Source organism: Natrinema amylolyticum (genome assembly GCF_020515625.1).
Lineage (GTDB): Archaea > Halobacteriota > Halobacteria > Halobacteriales > Natrialbaceae > Natrinema > Natrinema amylolyticum.
Genome location: NZ_JAIWPJ010000002.1, coordinates 655,349 through 670,969, shown reverse-complemented (window position 1 = coordinate 670,969; position 15,621 = coordinate 655,349). Strand labels below are relative to the sequence as shown.

Genomic DNA, 15,621 nt, shown 5'->3' with positions numbered 1-15,621 from the left:
GCTTCCGCTCGCGAATCAGCGGACGCGCTGTGCGCACCGGAGTCACGCCGAAAAAACGGAACGGCGTCGGACGGCGGATCGGCGTCAGTCGTCGTCGCCCGTCTCGTTGCCGGGGGCCTCGAGCGTCTCGTTGCCGTCCGTCTCGTTGTCGGTCGTCTCGAACGTCTCGTTGCCCTCCGTCTCGTTCCCGGCCGCTTCGAACGTCTCGTTGCCCTCCGTCTCGGCCGTCTCGTTCCCCGCCACGTCAGCCGTTTCGTTGCCGTCCATCTCGGCCGTCTCGTTGCCGCCCATATCGCTCGTCTCGTCGCCAACGGGGGCCGCATCGCCGTCGGCCGCGCCGCCGATGGCGATCTCCCCGACTGCATCGAGTTGCGACTGGTCCAAGTAGACGCCCATCCGCTCGTTCGCGACGAACTCGACGGTCTGGGTTTCGCCCTCCTCGCTGAGGAAGTCCGAGCGGACGTACGTGTTCCACTCGTTGGTGTCGCCGCTACTGGCGATCGCGAGGTTGTGACCGGGCAGTGGTTCGTAGACTCGGTTCTCTCCCTCGGGCTGGAGGCGCCCGATCGCGTTCTCCCACTCGATCGCGTAGGATTCGTCCGCTTCGAGTTCGAGGGTCGGATTCGTCTCGTCGGCGATCGCGTCGGGCTCCTGTCCGACCCACTGGCCATCCTCGAGGCGCATCGAGAAGGTCTCGGCCGGGTCGCCCGGTTCGACGGGGGACAGCGTGACAGTGAGCTCCCGGTCCTCGCCGTCGATCTCGACCGTGTCGGTGACCCGCTCGTAGCCGTACGTCCAGACTTCGAGGTCGTACTCGCCGTCCTCGAGCAGATCGAAGCGGGCGATCGCGGGCGGCTGCGTCTGTTGGCCTTCAACATCGCCGTCGCTTGCGTTGCCGTCAGTTGCGTTACCGTCGGTGGCGTTGCCGTCGGTGGCGTTACCCGGTTCCTGCGATTCCGACTCTTGACTCTGTCCCTCCTCCGCGAACGGATCCGGCCGGCCGGCGAGATTCGAGTACGAGTGCATGTCGTCGAGGTAGACCTCGGCGCCGAGCGGTTCACCGTTCTCGTCTTCGACGTGCACGACGAGTTCCCTGACGTCGCCGGGGTCGATCAGTTCGATCGGACCGCGCATCTGGGCCGGGTGAGGCATGCAGAAGTACTCCTGCATCTCCTCGGTGGCGGTAAACTGGAGGGTAGTGAACTCGCCCTGTTCGGTCACTGTCTCCGTGGCCTCGAGCACCTCGACGTCGTCGTCGAGGGAGTTGCCGGCGGTGATGTTGAAGTTGTGGGTCGAGCCGTCCCCGTTGATCCAGACTACCTCGTGCATTTCGCCTTCGACCAGCTGCAGCGGCGGGTTGGACTTGCCGTCGATTTCGTGCGGTGCGATACCGAGCCAGCCGCCGACGATACCGGTTAGCGTGAGCGTTCTGGCCGCCTCGTCGTTCTGGGAGACGGGCATCGGGAAGTCGAACGCGTCGCGATAGGCGCCCGCCTCGCCGGAGATCGCGGCTATGCTCGTGAGCGCCGCTGTTCCCTTCAGCACGCCGCGACGGGAAACGTCGTCGGATGAGTCGTGTTCGTTGGACATGGTTGGATTGGTGCTGTGGTTGGTTCAGGCTTCCATCGAGAACACGGCGAGCGTGTCGCCGCGGGTTCCCTGTCGGAGCCAGCCGCTGCCGCCGACCTGCACGGCGACGTACTGCTTCTCCTCGCCAGGGTCGTACCAGCTCATCGGCGAGGCGCTGATCGGGACGTCGAACTCGTACTCCCAGAGGCGCTCGCCGCTCTCGCCGTCGTACGCGACGAGGTTCCCGTTCTGGGTCCCGTTGAAGACCAGTCCGGTCGCCGTCGACATCGAGCCGCCCCACATGTAGAACTCGTCCTCGCTCTCGATCCACTCGCGCCAGACGCGCTCGCCCGTCGCGGGATCGACGGCGGCGAAGGCGGTGATGTTCTCGTTCCACTCGTCGGGCATCTCCGAGGCCGGATCGTCCAGCCCGCCGCCCCAGTAGGGGTTGCCCTCGCTGTACTCCTCGTACCGCCAGTAGAGGTCCTGCGGGAAGTTCTGGTGGACGACGTAGACGTACCCGGTCTCGGGATTGTACGACGGCGGCTGCCAGTCGTTGCCACCCGGCGCACCGGGAACGAACGGGATCCGCTCGTCGGCGCTGATGTGGGGGATCATCTCCCACATATTGATGTGCTGGCAGATTTCCTCGCTGCGCTCGTGGAGTTGGCCGGACTCGGCGTCCATCATGTAGACCCAGCCGGTCTTGTCGGAGCCGACGACCATCTCCGACGGCCCGTCGTCGACGTCTACGTCGCGCAGCAGCACACGCGGCGCGACCGCGTCGTAGTCCCAGACATCGTGGGGACTGCTCTGGAAGCCCCACTGGAACTCGCCGCTCTCGAGGTCGAGCGAGATCGTACCGCAGGTCGGGAAGTTCGGCCCCGGCCGCACCGTCCCGTCGAAGTCCGGTCCGGGGTTCGCGACCGCCGTGTAGAGGACTTCCCGCTCCTCGTCGATCGTGGGTGTCATCCAGGTCGTGCCACAGCCGTGCTCGCGACTCGCACCGACCCACTCGTCTTCCGGGAGCGTATCAGTTTTCCACTGCATCTCGCCGCTCTCCGCGTCGAGCGCGGTGACGAATCCGAGGACGCCGTACTCGCCGCCGGCGCTGCCCGTATATATCGTGCCGTCCCGGATTACCGGTGCCCACGTCGCCGAGTAGCCGACCTCGTGGTCGGCCGTGCTCGTGTACCAGACCTCCTCGCCGGTGTACCGGTCCAGCGCGACGACGCCCGAGTCGAGCGTCGTCATATACACCTTGTCACCGTAGACGGCGGCCCCGCGATTGTTGTCGTCGCAACACAGTTCGACCCCCATCGGGACCGCATAGGTGTAGCTCCAGAGGACCTCCCCCTCGCGGGGGTCGATCGCCTTCATGTGGTTCGGTCCGTTCGTCTGGTACATGACCGGCGGGTCGCCCGGAATCACGATCGGCGTCCCCTCCATGCTCGAGCCCGTCCCGACCGACATCTCGTACTCGAGATCGAGGTCGGAGACGTTCTCGGGGGTGATGACGTCGGCGGTCGTGGCCCGGTGTTGTTCGTAGTTCCCGCCGTACATGAGCCACGACTCGGGATCGTCCCCAGTGTTGCTCAGCATCTCCTGGTCGACATCGCCTTCCGGAATCCGGTCGGTGTCGTGCTGTTCGGTGATCGATTCCTCTGGCCCGCCGACTAGCGTATAGCCGTCTTCGATCTCTCTGAGTTCGATGTCTCGTGCGGCCTGAACGGCCTTGTCGTTGCGTAGTGCCATGCGTGATCACCTCAGTTCGCTCGGCGCGCGCATCTCGTCAGTAATGTAGAACACGGAGTGGAGCAGTTCCTCCTGGCTGACGATCTGGACGGCCGAGCCCGCAGTGAGCGCCGCTGTCAGTTGTTCGTCCGTCAGCTGTCCGTCGCCGGCGAGATCGCAGGCGGCGGTCGCCGAGACGAAGAGACCGCCCAGCATCGCCTTGACGTACCTGACCGCGTCGTCGAGGATCTCGTCGGTGATCATCACTTCGTTTTGCCAGAGGTGCCTATCGAGTCCCTGAATCCACAGCAGTGCCCCGCCCATCGCGCGCTGGTGGAGCGGCGGGACGTTCGCCGTGTCGAACTCGACGCCATCGGGGATCTGATTCGACGGAACCCATCGAGCGAGTCGCTCGTCGTTGTTCGCGACGTCGATCAGTAACGACGTCTTCTCCGATTCCTCGAAACCGACGTCATCGAGCGCCGACGACAGCGGATCCGCCAAAACCAGTTCGCGCGTCGTCGTCTCGATGTGGTCCGCCGTGAACCGCGGCAGGTTCTCGTCGAGACTCTCGAAGAACCCGACCTCGAGTAAGTGGTTATAGAGCCGCCAGCCCGGCGCTGCAGCCGCTGTATACGGTCCCGTTTCCCCGTCGGGGACGCCGGCATCGCGAACGGTCGGCAAGCGACCGATTTCGGCCGCGACGTTCTCGCGTTCCCGCTCGAGCAAGTCGTGATCGAGCTGTCCGGCCAGATCGGTCCGAATCGCTTCGCCCCTCGAGGCGAATCTCGATTCGGTCCGCGGTTCGATCTGGCCTGCGAGTAGCTCCCACGTTACCTCCCCGCCGTCCGGCGCATCGACGCCGAGCGTTGTCGCCAGATCGCGGTGGTCCGCGACCGTCGTGTTCGATATGGTGAGTGTTTGATCCATGTTGACACCACGCATAGTACGCCACTATCGCATTTGATAATGCTTATCAATGATATCCGGGGATATACGTAATATCTAAATGTAATTGGGTAAAGTATAAATGAATGTCTACCCACTATCGATCAGAAGTAGGAGAATGTAACGTTCGCATAGTGCAGTCCGTCTCGCGGACCCGATACTCAGGTCCGTCGTCCGTTTTAAACCGACTACCCGACCGTAGTGGTACCCTTATGACCAATGGCGTCGATAGGTAACACGACACACAATGCGCTCGCGGTCCCTCTGGGTACTCGACGAGGAGGACGACCCGCTCGTCCGTCGGCTCGCGGCCGGACTCGGCCGGACGCCGGCACGACTCCTCGCGTACCTGCTGTTGCGGACTGATCGCGAGGACGATCCGACGACGAGCGTCCATCTCCAGATCGGCACGGGAGTGGATCGAACGACGGTCAACGAGGCGGTGACGCGACTCGAGGACCGCGATCTGGTCGAACGGACGACCGTTCGACCGGCGGGTTCCGACGGCGGGCGGCCGCGAACGGCGTGGCTGCCGACCGCCGACATCCGAGGGACGCTCGAGGAAACGTACGACGGACACGCCGAGGCGTTGCTCGATCTCGCCGACGCGCTCCGGGAACCCGAGTCGACGGGGCAACGAGCGCGAAGTACCGGCTCGTCGCCGTCCCCGCCGCTCGAGGTCGCCCTGAGTTGGCGGTCGAACGCCCTTCACCTGCCGTTCCACGCGGCGATCGCGGCGGCGTGGTACGACGCGTTCGACGTAGACGTCCGGCTCAGTCACTGTGACGGGTCGCGACGCGCGCTCGAGCGCGTCGCGTCGGGGTCGGCGGATCTCGCTGTCGTCGGTGCCGCGACGGTCGTCCGCGCGCGGGCCGCGGACGAGCCGGTCGTCCCGGTCGCGGTGTGCTACCAGCGGGCGATGACCGTCCTCTACACCGTCCGCGAGGTGTTCGGCGAGCCGCTGCGGAGCGTCGAGCAGCTCGAGGGCCGCCGGATCGGTATGCCGCCCGACTCCGAGACGCGGCTGCTCGGGCAGCTCTTCCTCTCTCAGACGACGTTCGCCGACGACAGCCGGATCGTCGACACGAACGGCGAAGAGCGAACCGCACTCCGAGAGGGTGACGCCGACGTGGTAACCGGATCGTTCGCGGACCCACTGGAGTTGGAACGCCAGGGGCTGACCGTCGACGTCATGGCGCTCACCGATCACTTTCCGATCTACGGGCCGACGATCGTCGTTCACGAACGAACGCTCGAGGCGCAGTCGTCGGCGCTCAGGGGCGTTCTGGCGGGCACGACCGGCGGCTGGGCCGAGGCGCGTCTCGATCCCGGACCGGCGGCCGAGCGAATCGCGGCGGAGCGCGACGAGCCGCCGGATCGGATCCGACGGACCTTCGAACGGGCCGCGGCGGAGTTCGGTGAGCGCGACGCCGTCCGCGAACAGGGATGGGGCTGGCACCGGCCGGAGATGTGGGATCGCCTCCGGACGGCCCTCGAGCAGGGAGCGTTGCTCCGTGATACCGCGTGATCGAGCTCGAAAACGTCTCGGTGGCGTTCGACGATTTCACCGCGCTCGCGGACGTCGATCTCCGGATCGAGGACGGCGAGTTCGTCACGGTCGTCGGTCCGTCGGGCTGTGGGAAGACGACGCTGTTGCGGACGATCGGCGGACTGCAGGAACCGACGACCGGCCGCGTTCGCATCGACGGGCGACCGCCGCCGGTCGCGCAAGCGGCCGCCGACGTCGGCTTCGTCTTCCAACAGCACGCGCTGTTCCCCTGGAAGAGCGCGCTCGAGAACGTCACGTTCCTCCGGAAGCTGGCCGGAGACGCGCCGAACGAGGCGGACGCACGGGAACTGCTGCGGTCGATGGGGCTCGAGGGGTTCGAAGACGCGCGCCCCGAAGCGCTCTCCGGCGGGATGAAACAGCGGGTCGCCATCGCTCGAGCGCTGCACCTCGGTGCGGACGTCCTCCTGATGGACGAACCGTTCGGGGAACTCGACGAAATCACGCGCGACGAACTCGGCGTCGAGATCCGTGATCTCTGGCGTCGCGAGCGGAAGACGATCGTCTTCGTCACCCACAGCGTGCCCGAAGCGGTGTTCCTCGCCGACCGCTGTCTCGTCGTCTGCGGCCAGCCGGGCCGGATCGAGGCGCGCTTCGACGTCGAGTTACCCGACCCGCGCGACGCGGACGTGTTCGGCTCGCAATCGTTTCAAACGCAGGTCGCGGCCGTCCGGCGGACCCTCCACGAGGCGCACGACCGATGACGACGAGCGTTCGGACCCTCGCGGGTGACGCGTTCTATCCCCTCTTGGCCCTCGTCGTCGGAACGCTGTGCTGGTGGGGCGTGACGGCCGTCGGCGACGTGCCCTCGTTCGTGTTGCCCCCGCCCACTGCCGTCGCCGCCCGGCTGCTGGGGAACCCGACGCTGTACGCTCGGAACGCCGCGTACACGCTCGAGAAGGTGGTCTGCGGCGGAAGCGCCGGTATCGTCGGCGGCTTCCTCCTGGCGGTGCTCGTCGCGTACCTGCCGCGGGTTCGCACCGCGGTGTACCCGTATCTCGTCGCCGTCAGAGTGGTGCCGACGATCGCCGTCGCGCCCCTGCTACTGATCTATCTCGGCACGGGGACGGCGACTGCGGTCGTCTTCGTCGCCCTCATCGCGTTCTTCCCGCTGGTCCTGAACACGGCGGCGGGACTCGACCGCGCGCCGACGGCGCACCGCGAACTGCTGCGCTCCGTCGACGCCGGGACGCTCGAGCGGATCGTCTTCGTCGATCTCCCGTACGCGCTCCCGGACGTGTTCGCGGGGCTCAAGCAATCGGTGACCCTCGCAGTCGTCGGGAGCGTCGTCGCGGAGTGGGTGATCGCCGACGACGGACTGGGCTTTCTGGTGTTGATGGGGTCGGAGAACGTCCGACCGGACGTGATGCTCGCGGCGCTCGCCGTCTTGTTGCTCGAGGGACTGGTCCTCTACGGCGTCGTCGTTCTCCTCCAGCGATGGGCGTACCGGTGGCTGGGACTGGGATCGACGGCCGGCCGATGACTGCGCGAGACAGTCCGCCGAGGCGACGCCGGCGGTCACGGGTCCGGTGCCGCCCAGAGCAGCCGTTCGACGGCGACCGGAACGAGGTAGAATCCGATCCCGAGCCCGGAGAGGACGATGAGGGCGGCGTATAGCTCGGCCGTTCGCAGGTACGTCGCGGTCTCGAACACGCGGTACCCGAGCCCGGCGTCGTACGTGACGAACTCGGCGACGACGCTCCCGACGACGCTGAGCGTCGCCGCGATCTTGGTCCCCGCGACGACGCTCGGGGCGGCCGCTGGGACGCGTATCCGGAGAAATGTCTCCACACGCGTCGCCCCGACTGACGCAGCGAGGTCGAGATACGCCGTCGGTGTGGTCCGGAGCCCGTCGAGCGTCGCGATCGTCATCGGAAACACCGTCAGCGTCGCGACGAGCGTCGCTCGAGCGGGGACGCCGCGACCGAGCCAGAGGAACAACAGCGGCGCGACGGCGATCAACGGGGCGATCCGCAACGCGACGACGTAGGGGAGCAGCGTCCGCGTCGCCGTCCGCGACCACGTCATCGCGAACGCGAGCGCGACGCCGACGCCGCCGCCGGCGACCAGCCCCGCCGCGGCGGTGATCCCGGTGACGAGCGCGTCGTCGAGCAACAGCGGGTACGTCTCGGCCAGCGCCGTCGCGACGTCGATCGGCGACGGGAGAATCAGCGTCGGCACGTCGGTGACGACGATGGTCGCGTGCCACGCGACAAGCAGGACTGCGAAGACGGTGGCCGGTGGCACCGCTCGCTTGCCCACGGTGAGGGTCCGATCGTAAACCGCCCGCCAGGGCACGGCCGAGGACGTCCGGAGCCGACGATGTGAATCGCGCTGCCCGTCGGTCATCGATCGCGCTCCGTCCTGGTTTCGGTCCCACCGGGTCCGTGGCTCACCCGCGTGCGCTCGTCACGACACGCCGCTCGAGGGCGATTACGCCCCGACGAGATCGGCGTAGTCAGCGATGTACTCGGACTCATCGTCGAGGTACTCGTTCGTCCACACCGACGCCGGATCGACGTCGTTTTCGAAGACGTCGGCCGCCGCGAGCGTCTCGTACGTCTCCGCCCACGGTTCCGACTCGCTCGCCCCCCAGCCGCGGTCGCGCACGGCGTCCGAGAGCATGTACTCGGTGGACATCCGGTCCCACTTCTCGAGCTGGTTCGCCCGGACCTCCTCGAGTTCCGGCTGGACCGAGACGAGCGCGTCGATCGCGTCCGCGGGATTGTCGCTCGCCCAGACCGCACCCCTGGCCGTCGCGCGGAGGAACGACCGGACGGCGGTCTCGTTCTCCCCGGCGAACCCCTCGTCGACGGCCACGAGGTGGCCGTACGATCGGATCGTCTCGTCGATCGACAGGACGTCGATCTCGGCACCCTGCTGTTCGGCGTCGACGACGTCACCGAAGACCCCACCGGCGGCGTCGAGATCGCCCGCGAGCAACTGCTGGACGGTGTCGAAGCCGGCGTCGACGTATTCGACGCTCTCGAGGACGCCGTGACGGGCGAGATACGCCCGCGTCATCTCGCGGACCATGCCGGGACCGCTGCCGACGGTCGCCCCCTCGAGCTGTTCGGGGTCGGTCAGTTCGCCGAACTCGTCCCGATCGGCGAAGACGACGGTCGGGTTTCGCTGCATGACGACCGCCGCACAGCGGGGCGAGAGCCCGCGACTGTTGACGTTGAGCAGCTGGTCGGCGCTCGAGACGGCGAACTCGACGTTACCGAGGGCGACCTGATTCGCGGCGAAGTCGGCGCCGTCGCCGCTCTCGATCGTGACGTCGTCGAACCCCTCCTCCTCGTAGAAACCGTTCTCTCGAGCCGCGACGTACGGCGCGTGCAGCCCGCTGATTCGCCAGTTGAGCAACAGGGTGACGTTGTCGACCGCCGGTCCACCGTCGCTGGCTCCCCCGCTCGCACCGGGGCCGCCGACGCAACCCGCGACGGTTCCGGTACCCGCGAGCGCGAGGAACCGACGCCGGGTGCAGTGATCGCTTGCCATTGGATCCCACGGGCCGGCCTTCCACCGACGCCGAAATAAAGGGATTGTACGTTCGGTTAAGTAGTCAGTCTCGGACGACCGTCTTCGGACGACACGTTATCGGGGCGGCCGGCCGGCGAGAATCGGTTCAGCCGTCGGGACTCTCGGCGGTGGCTGTCGCGACGATTACGAGATATGGGCCGACGCCGTCGCGTTCGATCCGCTCGGAGACGTCGATCCGAAACCCCGCCGCGGAAATCCGGTCTCGCCAGTACCGTTCCGGATCGGCCGAGACGCCCGCCGGAACCAGCGGGAGTTCGAGGACGCCGACCGTTCCGTTCGGTTCGCAGACGCGATGGATTTCGCGAAGCGTCCGGTCCACGGCCGGCCGCTCGAGGTCGTGGAGGACCCGACAGGCGGTGACGACGGGGATCGAACCGGTCGCGAACGGCAACGCTGTCGCGTCGCCGATGATCGGACTCACGGCGAGGCCGGCGCGGGCCCCGTTGCGCCGCGCGAGCGCCGGCCCGTTCCCGAGGATGATTCGATCGTCGAAGACGTCGAGACCGATCACCGTCGATCCGGGCGGCACGTGCCGCGCCAGTCCCACGAGCGAGCGGCCGGTGCCGCAGCCGACGTCGAGGATTCGATCCGCACCGGCGAGCGGCAACCGAACCGCGAGCGCGTCGTACTTGGCGCGCTCGAGCGCCCACGGCGGGGGAGAGAGCAGCCCGCGTAGTACCCCGGCCACGCGGACGCTCGCGCCGATCGTCGCTCCATCAGCGAGGAGTCGACGACGGGGATCGTCGGTCCGCCGCCGAGAGACGGCAGCGAGGACGGCTACGAAGAGCCAGACAGCTATCGATCGGAATCGTCGCCGCCAGTGGTAGATTCCGAAATCGAATCGCGGCGAGGGGAGCGATCGGTCACGAGTCACGAACCGGAACCGAATCGAGACGCGAGGAGCGGGACGACCGTGCCGTCATACGGTCCGCTGTCAGTCATTTCCGGCGCGACCGCGATCCAGCCTGCGGTCGCACCGGTAAATCGTTACAGCAGACCGTATCAGTCGTCGCCCGACGCGGCCACGCCGCCCTCGCTGCTGACGCCGGTGCCGGGGCCGACCTCGATCCCGAGTTCGTCGAGTTTCTCGTCGGGGACGACGCCGTCGACCCAGCCGCGGTAGTCGTAGTACTCTTCTTTCATCTCCTCGAGTTCGCAGTACTCGCCCTCGCTGGCACCCTGGCCGCGGATGCCGTCCTCGAGGAAGCGCTCTGGCAGCGAGTCGTCGCTGCCGTCGAAGCCGTTGAGGTTGTTGTAGTAGCGCTCGAGGTTGTAGACCCGCTCGCCGGCCTCGAGGAGTTCGTCCTCGGTGACGTCGCGGCCGGTCATGCCGTTGTACTGGGCGACGTATTCCTCGATGCCTTCGGCGAATGCGTTGAACTTGCAGATATCGAACGAGTCCGAGATCGCGTGGAGATCCTGGAACTGGGCGGTGAGTTCGCCTTTTCCTTCCCACTCGTAGGGATCGACCTTCTCCGGGATGCCGAGGATCTCCGCGGCAGGGGTGTAGCCACGAAGGTGGCAGGCCCCGCGGTTCGAGGTGGCGTAACCGATGCCCATCCCCTTCATGCAACGGGGATCGTAGGCGGCGATGGTCTCGCCTTTCACGTCCAGTCGGGAGTCGTGCGCGTCGAACGCTTCGCCGATCCGTTCCGCGCCCTCGCCCAGCGTGTGGGCGAGATCGTCCTCGCGGTGGGCGATCCGCTCGATCATGTCGATCATTTGGTCGGGGTCGCCCCAGTCGATGTCTTCGTCGATGTACCCCTTCTCGCTCATCTCCATGGCCATCGCGAGGATATTACCCGTATCGATGGTGTCCATGCCGAAGTCGTTACACCGATCGATCATGACCGCGATCTTGTCGCGATCGTCGTTGGCCGAGTTGGTGCCGAGCGCCCAGGCGGACTCGTACTCGTAGGACTCCATCCGGACGTTCATCTCCTCGCCTTTGTGCATCACGTCGACCTCGACCTCCTTCTTGCAGGCGACCGGACAGGAGTGACAGGTCGGTTCGTCGACGAGGATGTTCTCGCGGACGTTCTCGCCGCTGATGCGCTCGGCGTCGAGGTCGTGCGGTCGGTCCGCTTCGCCCTCGTTGTACGAGTCCCCCGAGGTATAGACGCCGTTTTTCGTCGGGTGACCGTCCATCTCCTCGGTGATGTTCATGAGGACGTTCGTCCCGTACATCGAGAGACCGCCCTCGTTGGGCGCGGTGACTTCCGACTCCTGGATGGCCTGCATCGCCTGCTGGTGGCCCTCCTTGAAGGTCTCCGAATCGGCCGGCTTCGGCATCCTCGTTCCCGATTTGACGACGACCGCCTTGAGCTTCTTCGACCCGGCGACACAGCCCGTGCCGCCGCGCCCGGAGGCGCGGTCGTCTTCGTTCATGATGTTGCCGTATCGGACGAGGTTCTCGCCCGCCGTCCCGATTCCCATGATGCTGAGGTTCTTGCCGTAGGAGCCCTCGACCTCCTCTTCGATGGTGTCTCGCGTCTCGTGGAAGCCCATGCCCCAGAGGTGGGAGGCGTCCCGGAGTTCGACCTCCCCGTCCTCGACGTAGGCGTAGACCGGTTCGTCGGCCTGCCCCTCGAACAGCAGCCCGTCGAAGCCGGCCCACTTGAGCCGGGCACCGGACCAGCCGCCGTGGTGGCTGTCGGTGACGGTCCCGGTCAGCGGCGACTTGGTGCAGATCGCGATTCGGCCGCTCATCGTCACCTGCGTTCCCGACAGCGGGCCGTTCATGAAGGCGAGCAGGTTGTCGGGTCCGAGCGGATCGACGTCAGGCCCCTGATCGAAGACGTACTTCACCCCGAGTCCCCGCGCGCCGATATATTTCTTCGCGTCTTCGTCGTCGATCGACTCGTACGCGACCTCCCCATCGCTGAGATCGATTCGTGCGACGCGGTCCTGGAAACCGCCGAGTTCAGTCATGGTTCCTCTAACTCGGACTCTTGACGGCGAGTTATGTTAATTGTTACCACAAACCAATAATGAGCGACCATTTCGTTCACTATCGTTTCTACGTTTCTGCGATTCGTTTGACTATACAGAGTCACGAATGAGGAAACGGACCCAGCCGGACGGTCTGCGACACGGGACTCGGTTCGGATGGCTGATAAGGGGCGTGATCGGGCTACCGGGTCGACGAGCATGCGCGAGCGAGGACGTTTTTTCACCGTCCGGAGCGTACCGTCACAGCGATCGCCGGTGATCGACATTCCCGACGCGCTCGCACGGCTCGAGCAACCGGAGTACACCGGAGAGAACCGGTGTCTCCCGTGTACGGCAGTAAACGTCGTCATCGCGCTCGCTCTCGCGGCCGCGCTCGGCGTCGCGGTCTCGGCTCTCGCCGGCGCGCTGGCGTTCGCAGCCTCGCTGGCGCTCATCGGCATCCGGGGCTACCTGATTCCGGGCACGCCGACGATCACCCGTCGATACCTTCCCGAGCGCGTGCTCGAGGCCGTCGGCAAATCGACGGAGACGGGCCCGACGATCGAAACGGTCTCACCGGCGGAACTGACGAGCGTCCTGGCCGCCGCCGGTGTCCTGACCGACCAAGGAGACGAGATCCGACTGAGCACTGCCTTCGAAACGCGGTGGGACGATCGACTCGCGAGCGACGGCACGGCGGAACCGAGCACGGATGCGGTCGGATCGATGCTCGGCGCGACCGAGGTCGACCGCCTCGACGAGACGTCGTTCGTCCTCGACGGGCAGAAGCGGGTTCACTGGGAATCGTCCGCAGCGCTCGCAGCGGACGCGGCCGCAGCGCCCGAACTCCGGACGCAGCTCGACGGCTGGACCGAACTCGAGGCCGACGAGCGATGCGACCTCCTGACGGGACTGCGACTGGTACGTGACCGCTGTCCGATCTGTGGCGACCGGGTGACGACGACTGCAGAGCGCCTCGAGCACTGTTGTCGGCGGCCCCGGGTCGGGGTTCAATCCGTCTGTGACGGCTGCGATCGGCCGCTGGTCGAACTCGTCGCGTCCGAGTCGAGCGCCGACCCGTGGCTCGAACTGGCCGGCGTGACGGCGGCGGATCCGGCCTCGAAACCGTAGACGGCCCGCTTCAGTCGTCGCCGGCCGCCGGATCGGCGGTCTCGCCGAGGGATTCGATATCGACGTCGATCTCCGCGGCGGCGGCCTTGTACTCGGGGATCTTCGACCGCTCGTCGAGGACGTGATTCGTGAGCTTGTTCGCCGAGGCGGCCGCGAAGTGCGGCGTCGTCCAGACGACGCCCTCCTTGGTGTCCTCGGTCACGTGGGCCTCGAGCGTGATCTCCCCGCGCCGCGAGCGGAGCCGGACGTACTCGCCGTCCTCGATGCCGTAGCGCTCGGCGTCGGCGGGGTGGACGTCGACGAAGTTCTCCGGCGTCTGCTTGTTGAGCGTCGGCGATCGCGTGCTCATCGTCCCGGTGTTGTAGTGTTCCTCGAGCCGCGCGGTCGTGAGGATCAGCGGGTACTCGTCGTCGGGCGTCTCGGCCGGCGGCTGGTGGGCGACGCCCTCGATCTGGCCGAGGCCGCTCTCGGTGTCGAACTCGTGCTCGTAGAGGAACGGGTCGCCCTCGTCGCCGGGTTCGTAGCAGGGCCAGTGGAGTCCTTCCTCACCGAGCAGGTCGTAGGTCATTCCGTGGTAGCTCGGACAGACCTGCCGGAGCTCTTCGAAGATCTCCTCGGGGTCCTCGAAGTCGAAACCACCGGGGCCAAACAGACGCGTTCCGATCTCGCTCAGTATCTCCCGGTCGTGTTTGGTGTTTTCGTGGACTTTCTCCACGCCGCGCATCCGCTGGACGCGTCGATCGGTGTTGGTGACGGTGCCGCCGCGCTCGGCCCAGGTCGTCGCCGGCAGAATGACGTCGGCGTACTCCGCCGTCTCCGTCGGGAAGATATCTTGCACGACCGTGAACTCGAGGTCCGCGAGCCGTTCGGCGACGGCGTTGGCGTCGGGTTCGCTCATCACCGGGTTCTCGCCCATGATGTAGAGTCCCTTGATCGAGTCGCCGGCCTCGTAGGAGATCTCGACGTTCGTGAGTCCGGGTTCGTCCGGGATTTCGAAGCCCCAGACCTCTTCGACCGACTCGCGGGCCTCGTCGTCATCGACGAGCTGGTAGCCTGGCAGGACGTTCGGCATCGCACCGACGTCGCAGGTCCCCTGGACGTTGTTCTGCCCGCGAAGCGGGTTGACGCCCGTCCCGGGTCGCCCGAGGTTGCCCGTGATCAGCGCCAGGTTGATCTCGTTTTGTACGTTGTCGACGCCGCAGGCGTGCTGGCTCATCCCCATCCCGGTGAAGATGGCCGCGTTGTTCGCCATCGCGTACTTCTCCGCCGCCAGTTCGATCTCCTCGAGCGGGACGCCACACTCCTCGGCGGCCGCTTCTTTATCGAAGTCCTCGAGCGTCTCCTTCAGGTGGTCGAACCCCTCCGTGCGCTCCTCGATGAACTCTTCGTCGATCCAGCCCTCGTCGGGGTTTTCCTCGTGGTTCTCGAGGATCGTCTTGAGGACGATATTGAGGAGCGGAATATCGGTTCCCGGATTCAACTGCAGGTGCTGATGACGATCGGTATCGTCGATCTGGAACGACCGCGTCGTCTTGTTCGCGTGCGGGTCGACTTGGATGACGGTCGCACCCTCGAGGACGGCCTGCCGGAAGTACTGACTGTTCGCGATGGGATGTTGCTCGCCCGGATTCGCCCCCTGAATCCAGAACACGTCGGCCTCCTCGCGGAGGTCTCGCATGCTGTTGGTCATCGCCCCCGCGCCGAGACTCGTCCGCAGCGCCCAGACTGTCGAGGCGTGACACATCCGCGTGCAGTTGTCGACGTTGTTGGTGCCGTAGCGCCGAGCCAGCTTCTGGAGGAGGTAGTTTTCCTCGTTCATCACCTTCGAGGAGCCGAAAAAGCCCATCGCGTCCGGACCGTACTCGTCGCGAATCCGCTCGAGTTCGCCGACGATGTAGTCGTAGGCCTCTTCCCAGGATGCCTCGCGGAATTCCCCGTCTTCTTTGATCAGGGGATCCGTGAGTCGGTCCTCGTGATCGACCACTTCCGTCGCGGCCCCGCCTTTGATGCAGATGCGTCCCTCGTTGACCGGCGCATCGCCCCAGGGCATGAACCGGACGTCGCCGGGCTCCTCGCCCGGTTGCACCGTGATTCCACACCCGACGCCACAGTACGGACAGATCGTCTTGACTGGATCTTGTTGATCGCTGGACATTGTCTAGTGCCTCCAGGTTCTGTACCCGTTAGGCGAAAACAAC

Annotated in this window: 12 protein-coding genes; 4 read left to right on the top strand and 8 right to left on the bottom strand. The window is 66.2% G+C overall.

Annotation, left to right across the window (positions count from 1 at the left end; all coding sequences use genetic code 11):
* Window positions 1-84 precede the first annotated feature (84 nt).
* The 3 genes from LDH66_RS13545 to LDH66_RS13535 are packed head-to-tail and all read right to left on the bottom strand — an operon-like array spanning window position 85 to window position 4,233.
* The gene (locus LDH66_RS13545; protein ID WP_226481603.1) at window positions 85-1,590 is read right to left on the bottom strand and encodes a cupredoxin domain-containing protein; all 1,506 of its coding nucleotides are present in this window, start codon (window positions 1,588-1,590) and stop codon (window positions 85-87) included.
* A gap of 24 nt (window positions 1,591-1,614) precedes the next feature.
* Window positions 1,615-3,324, bottom strand: coding sequence for a pyrroloquinoline quinone-dependent dehydrogenase (locus tag LDH66_RS13540; RefSeq protein ID WP_226481602.1), 1,710 nt, complete (start codon window positions 3,322-3,324; stop codon window positions 1,615-1,617).
* 6 nt (window positions 3,325-3,330) lie between these two features.
* On the bottom strand, window positions 3,331-4,233 hold the full coding sequence (locus LDH66_RS13535; protein ID WP_226481601.1) for a hypothetical protein: 903 nt from the start codon (window positions 4,231-4,233) through the stop codon (window positions 3,331-3,333).
* Window positions 4,234-4,498: 265 nt separating this feature from the next.
* On the opposite strand from LDH66_RS13535, the gene LDH66_RS13530 reads away from it, so the two are divergent.
* Genes LDH66_RS13530 through LDH66_RS13520 form a run of 3 tightly spaced genes read left to right on the top strand, consistent with a single transcriptional unit; the run spans window position 4,499 to window position 7,301 of the window.
* Entirely contained in the window at window positions 4,499-5,779 is a 1,281-nt protein-coding gene (locus LDH66_RS13530; protein ID WP_226481600.1) for an ABC transporter substrate-binding protein, read from the top strand.
* Window positions 5,776-6,522 carry an ABC transporter ATP-binding protein gene (locus LDH66_RS13525; RefSeq protein WP_226481599.1) on the top strand — a complete coding sequence of 249 codons (747 nt, stop codon included), beginning with the start codon at window positions 5,776-5,778 and terminating at the stop codon, window positions 6,520-6,522. The genes LDH66_RS13530 and LDH66_RS13525 overlap by 4 nt, the downstream gene beginning before the upstream one ends.
* Window positions 6,519-7,301 (top strand): ABC transporter permease, encoded by a 783-nt coding sequence (locus LDH66_RS13520; protein WP_226481598.1) that lies wholly within the window; start codon window positions 6,519-6,521, stop codon window positions 7,299-7,301. The genes LDH66_RS13525 and LDH66_RS13520 overlap by 4 nt, the downstream gene beginning before the upstream one ends.
* A 35-nt stretch (window positions 7,302-7,336) precedes the next feature.
* On the opposite strand, the gene LDH66_RS13515 is transcribed toward LDH66_RS13520, so the two are convergent.
* From LDH66_RS13515 to LDH66_RS13500, 4 genes are all read right to left on the bottom strand, one after another.
* The gene (locus LDH66_RS13515) at window positions 7,337-8,167 is read right to left on the bottom strand and encodes an ABC transporter permease (protein ID WP_226481597.1); all 831 of its coding nucleotides are present in this window, start codon (window positions 8,165-8,167) and stop codon (window positions 7,337-7,339) included.
* An 84-nt stretch (window positions 8,168-8,251) separates the two neighbouring features.
* A complete protein-coding gene (locus LDH66_RS13510; RefSeq protein WP_226481596.1) occupies window positions 8,252-9,319 on the bottom strand; it encodes an ABC transporter substrate-binding protein in 1,068 nt (355 codons plus the stop codon).
* A 127-nt stretch (window positions 9,320-9,446) separates the two neighbouring features.
* Window positions 9,447-10,049 (bottom strand): class I SAM-dependent methyltransferase, encoded by a 603-nt coding sequence (locus tag LDH66_RS13505; protein WP_226481595.1) that lies wholly within the window; start codon window positions 10,047-10,049, stop codon window positions 9,447-9,449.
* 314 nt (window positions 10,050-10,363) lie between these two features.
* A complete protein-coding gene (locus LDH66_RS13500) occupies window positions 10,364-12,292 on the bottom strand; it encodes an aldehyde ferredoxin oxidoreductase family protein (protein ID WP_226481594.1) in 1,929 nt (642 codons plus the stop codon).
* Between the two features lie 219 nt (window positions 12,293-12,511).
* Between LDH66_RS13500 and LDH66_RS13495 the strand changes: the two genes are divergently transcribed.
* Window positions 12,512-13,423, top strand: coding sequence for a DUF8054 domain-containing protein (locus tag LDH66_RS13495; RefSeq protein WP_226481593.1), 912 nt, complete (start codon window positions 12,512-12,514; stop codon window positions 13,421-13,423).
* Between the two features lie 10 nt (window positions 13,424-13,433).
* On the opposite strand, the gene fdhF is transcribed toward LDH66_RS13495, so the two are convergent.
* A complete protein-coding gene (fdhF, locus tag LDH66_RS13490) occupies window positions 13,434-15,578 on the bottom strand; it encodes a formate dehydrogenase subunit alpha (protein ID WP_226481592.1) in 2,145 nt (714 codons plus the stop codon).
* Window positions 15,579-15,621 lie beyond the last annotated feature (43 nt).

Bases quoted from the DNA above. Each gene is read 5' to 3' on its own strand.
- LDH66_RS13545 (WP_226481603.1), bottom strand. From the start codon at position 1,590: ATGTCCAACGAACACGACTCATCCGACGACGTTTCCCGTCGCGGCGTG.
- LDH66_RS13540 (WP_226481602.1), bottom strand. From the start codon at position 3,324: ATGGCACTACGCAACGACAAGGCCGTTCAGGCCGCACGAGACATCGAA.
- LDH66_RS13535 (WP_226481601.1), bottom strand. From the start codon at position 4,233: ATGGATCAAACACTCACCATATCGAACACGACGGTCGCGGACCACCGC.
- LDH66_RS13530 (WP_226481600.1), top strand. From the start codon at position 4,499: ATGCGCTCGCGGTCCCTCTGGGTACTCGACGAGGAGGACGACCCGCTC.
- LDH66_RS13520 (WP_226481598.1), top strand. From the start codon at position 6,519: ATGACGACGAGCGTTCGGACCCTCGCGGGTGACGCGTTCTATCCCCTC.
- LDH66_RS13515 (WP_226481597.1), bottom strand. From the start codon at position 8,167: ATGACCGACGGGCAGCGCGATTCACATCGTCGGCTCCGGACGTCCTCG.
- LDH66_RS13510 (WP_226481596.1), bottom strand. From the start codon at position 9,319: ATGGCAAGCGATCACTGCACCCGGCGTCGGTTCCTCGCGCTCGCGGGT.
- LDH66_RS13500 (WP_226481594.1), bottom strand. From the start codon at position 12,292: ATGACTGAACTCGGCGGTTTCCAGGACCGCGTCGCACGAATCGATCTC.
- LDH66_RS13495 (WP_226481593.1), top strand. From the start codon at position 12,512: ATGCGCGAGCGAGGACGTTTTTTCACCGTCCGGAGCGTACCGTCACAG.
- fdhF (WP_226481592.1), bottom strand. From the start codon at position 15,578: ATGTCCAGCGATCAACAAGATCCAGTCAAGACGATCTGTCCGTACTGT.